This is a genomic window from Blautia sp. AF14-40, assembly GCF_003479665.1.
Taxonomy (GTDB): domain Bacteria; phylum Bacillota; class Clostridia; order Lachnospirales; family Lachnospiraceae; genus Fusicatenibacter; species Fusicatenibacter saccharivorans.
The window spans coordinates 1-3,660 of the sequence record NZ_QUHK01000069.1 but is presented as its reverse complement, the minus strand read 5'-3'; the positions used below and the strand labels follow the sequence as shown (position 1 = coordinate 3,660).

Here is a 3,660-nt window from a genome sequence, read left to right as displayed (position 1 = left end):
TATATTTCAGACATGATCAAAATCATGAAGGGGAATCTTGCACACCAGATGTTCCTTTTACATCCAGAGCTAAAGAAAGAGTTGTGGGGAGGACATTTGTGGAATCCGTCTTATTGTGTTGTAACGGTCAGTGACCGGAGCCGTGAACAGGTACTTGCTTACATAGAAGGGCAGAAGGAAAAATCCCGTTAAAACCCGGAGGAAAAAGCGAATGAAAAAGCGAATGAAAATCATATCCAGTTATGGTGTAGAATTACGAAAACAGAATATTCCGATCCGCCAGACACTGGAGATTTACCGTTCTGCTGTCCGCTATCTGGTCAAAGTGTATGAATCTGTATGGGAAGAACTGGCCCAAATTGAGAACAGTAAGAAACGTTTCAATGCAGCGGAACATCTGGTGCATACAACGAAACGGAATCCGGCCCGGTTTGATTTTGATTTCTGCTTTCCCAAGATGCCATCCTATTTCAGACGGGCGGCAGTCCAGCATGCGCTTGGGAGTGTATCTTCTTATCGGACGCGTCTGGAACAGTGGAAAGCAGAGGGGGAGAAAACGGGAAAGCCGTATCTGAAAAGTGAACAGTATGCCATGCCTGTTTTTTACCACGATATCATGTACCGTGAAAACACAGAAGAGAAAGATGCGGCCTTTTTAAAACTGTACGATGGCCATGACTGGAAATGGTTTGCTACGCGGCTGAAACATACGGATATGGAATATTTAAGAAAACACTGGTCGGGCAAAAAAGCTTCGGCGCCAACGTTGGAGAAAAAGCACGACAAATATTTCCTGCGTTTTACGTATGCGGAAGAGGTATCTTTAAACCGGACACCTGTCAAAGAACAAACGATCTGCAGTGTGGATCTCGGCATCAATACGGATGCAGTCTGTACCATCATGCGTCCAGACGGAACTATCCTGGGAAGAAAGTTTATTAACTTTTCCAGTGACAAAGACCGGATGTACCGTGCGCTGGGACGGATCCGAAGATTTCAGCGGGAACATGGATCGTGTCAGGCGCAGGGAAGATGGGCATATGCAAAACGTCTGAATACAGAGCTTGGCAGAAAAATTGCAAAGGAAATCGTTTTTTATGCATCAGAAAATAAGGCAGATGTGATTGTTTTCGAATATCTGGAAATGAAAGGAAAACTTTCCGGGAAGAAAAAGCAGAAACTGCAGATGTGGAGAAAACGTGATATCCAGAAACGGTGCGGACAGCAGGCACACAGAAAGGGAATCCGAATTTCCCGAATCTGTGCATGGAACACGAGCAGGCTTGCCTTTGATGGATCAGGAGAAATTGCCCGTGATATACGGGATCACCGTCTGTGTACGTTTCAGACCGGAAAAAGATACAACTGTGATTTGTCGGCATCGTATAATATCGGAGCAAGATATTTTATCCGTGAAATTTTAAAACCCTTACCGGAAACGGAAAGGTCTTTGCTGGAGGCAAAAGTTCCTGCAGTAAAGCGTAGAACCTCATGTGGTTATGCAGATCTGAGAGAACTGATTTCAGAAATGGAACTGCGTAAAGCAGCATAAACACAGGCAGATATGCAGTGGATTCCCTGTTATGTGGAACCCTGCCGTATCCGGCAGGGAAGAAGCACATATCTGCGCAAAATCTAAGTAACAGGCGTATCCGCCGATATTTGGTCTGCCGCTTAAAGCGGCCGGAAGCACGTGGCTTTAGTCATGTGAGGTTCACGGGATTTTTCCAACTGGTAAAGCAGATTACTTCCAGTGAAAGAGACATAATGGCGAACGATACTCCGTACAAAAACTAACATTTCATTTGTTCATATCGTATCTTTTGTATATGTCAGGCAGTCAAAGGACTGTACTTATACAAAAAGGAGATTGTAGCAGAATAAAAAACAAAAAAACAGATACGGAGGATTACCTACTTACGTTGTGTCAGTAGATACAACAGCTTTTTTAATAAACAATCCTTAGTAGTAACCCTTTCCCTTTTACTACTAATTTTACTACTAACAGGTAGTAACAACTTGCAGGGTTCTGCTCTGATTTGCCATAATCTGTAATTTCAGAGCATTTTACAATAACCCCGGAATCCCTTGCAAAATAGGGCATTCCGGGGCAAAACAAGGAGAAACAAAACAATGATAAAAATATTATTCATCTGCCACGGCAGTGTTTAAGGGACGGGGCAAAAGCCTTGATTTTATTGGGCTTCTTGGATAGAAACGTAAAATTTACACCTTATTTACACCTTTGGAAGATCGAATCGGAATAATATAATTTGCTAATCTGTGTTGATTTTTTTATGATTGAGTATAATAAAAGCAAGAACAGAAATGTTCTCGATGTAAGAGCATCATTAAAAGTTGGGCTGCAGATGGAGCAGGGTAAACTTCCATCTCATTAGATGTCTTAACTGGGCATCGAGCCTGGCAGCTTGGATAAAGCTGTAGTCCACGTGGGGGACTTAATGATTTTCACGTCGTTATGGGTATCTTAACTGGGTACCGAGGCTGACAACCAGCAGAAAACTCTTTTACAAAAGTAATTCTCAGAAGAGTGTGGTTTAATGCACACTCTTTTTTGCATGTGAGGTATAAGTGGCAACAAAGGTAGATAAGAAAAACGCAATACGACAAGGTATTACAGAGGCGGAAATCGTATATTTCCAAAATTTGGCAGGTAAAACATTTCTGTATGTTTGTGGAGATGAATATTTTGAAGTTTCTTTTCCAATAGATCACTTTCTACATTTAACAGGAGTGGAGACAAGACTTTCGACCAAGGATTTTTATAAGAATGCAAAAAAATCTATTCTTACAAATAATCAGTTCTATTTTGACGCAAGACATGTATATGCAAATGCCAAAAGGAAACTTCCGTGTTTAAAACGCTTGCCGGAATTAACGAATGAAATGGTATGTGTTCTAAAAAATATGGAAACCATGACAATTACATATAAACTCAGCGTTACAAATTTGGAATTTACTGGAAGTGTGACAAGAAAGCCAAAACGGTATACTGGGAAAAAAGATTAAGAAAAGAATAAAGAGCTGGTTTTAATTGTAAAATTTATGGGGAACTAACATCAGCTTATTGACATGAATTTAAAAATAAGTATAATAATAGTTGAGTAATTGTTCAACTATTATTATTTGGAGGTGAATATATGCCAAAAACGTCTTATATTTGTAATTGCGATGTAATTCATGAGGATATTGTGAATGATGTGAAATCCAAGATGCAGCCAAAAGATGATTATATCCAGTTGGCTTCTTTGTTTAAGCTATTTGGAGATGGAACTAGAGTACAAATCTTACACGCTCTAGAACAGAGTGAGATGTGTGTATGTGATCTTGCAGTGCTACTGGGGGTAACAAAATCTGCAATTTCGCATCAGTTAAAGGCATTACGCCTTGCGAATCTGGTAAAATTCCGTAAAGAAGCACAGATAGTTTACTACTCACTGGCAGATGATCATGTGAAAGAGATTATTGACAAGGGATTTGAGCATCTTTGGCAGAAATAATATTTTTTAACATTATAGTTGAGTAATTGAACAATTAAACAAATTATAAGGAGATTATCATGAAACGCATATTTCTATTAAAAGGGTTGGACTGTCCAAATTGTTCCGCAAAAATTGAAAAAGAAGTCGGAGAGTTGGA

General features: G+C 39.9%; 4 protein-coding genes and 1 pseudogene. All 5 read left to right on the top strand.

Features of this window, described 5'->3' with window-relative positions; translation table 11 throughout:
- Positions 1-192, top strand: a 192-nt coding sequence (locus DWW13_RS17900) for a transposase (RefSeq protein WP_199674881.1), incomplete at its 5' end; no start/stop codon positions are given.
- 19 nt (positions 193-211) lie between these two features.
- The gene (locus DWW13_RS17895) at positions 212-1,552 is read left to right on the top strand and encodes a transposase (RefSeq protein WP_243026196.1); all 1,341 of its coding nucleotides are present in this window, start codon (positions 212-214) and stop codon (positions 1,550-1,552) included.
- A gap of 1,040 nt (positions 1,553-2,592) precedes the next feature.
- Positions 2,593-3,030: a PBECR4 domain-containing protein gene (locus DWW13_RS17890; RefSeq protein WP_025579809.1), complete on the top strand. Its 438-nt coding sequence runs from the start codon at positions 2,593-2,595 to the stop codon at positions 3,028-3,030.
- Between the two features lie 131 nt (positions 3,031-3,161).
- Positions 3,162-3,521: an ArsR/SmtB family transcription factor gene (locus tag DWW13_RS17885; RefSeq protein ID WP_005330964.1), complete on the top strand. Its 360-nt coding sequence runs from the start codon at positions 3,162-3,164 to the stop codon at positions 3,519-3,521.
- A gap of 59 nt (positions 3,522-3,580) precedes the next feature.
- Positions 3,581-3,660, top strand: a pseudogene (locus DWW13_RS20260) (heavy metal transporter); the annotation flags it as partial.

Bases quoted from the DNA above. Each gene is read 5' to 3' on its own strand.
- DWW13_RS17895 (WP_243026196.1), top strand. From the start codon at position 212: ATGAAAAAGCGAATGAAAATCATATCCAGTTATGGTGTAGAATTACGA.
- DWW13_RS17885 (WP_005330964.1), top strand. From the start codon at position 3,162: ATGCCAAAAACGTCTTATATTTGTAATTGCGATGTAATTCATGAGGAT.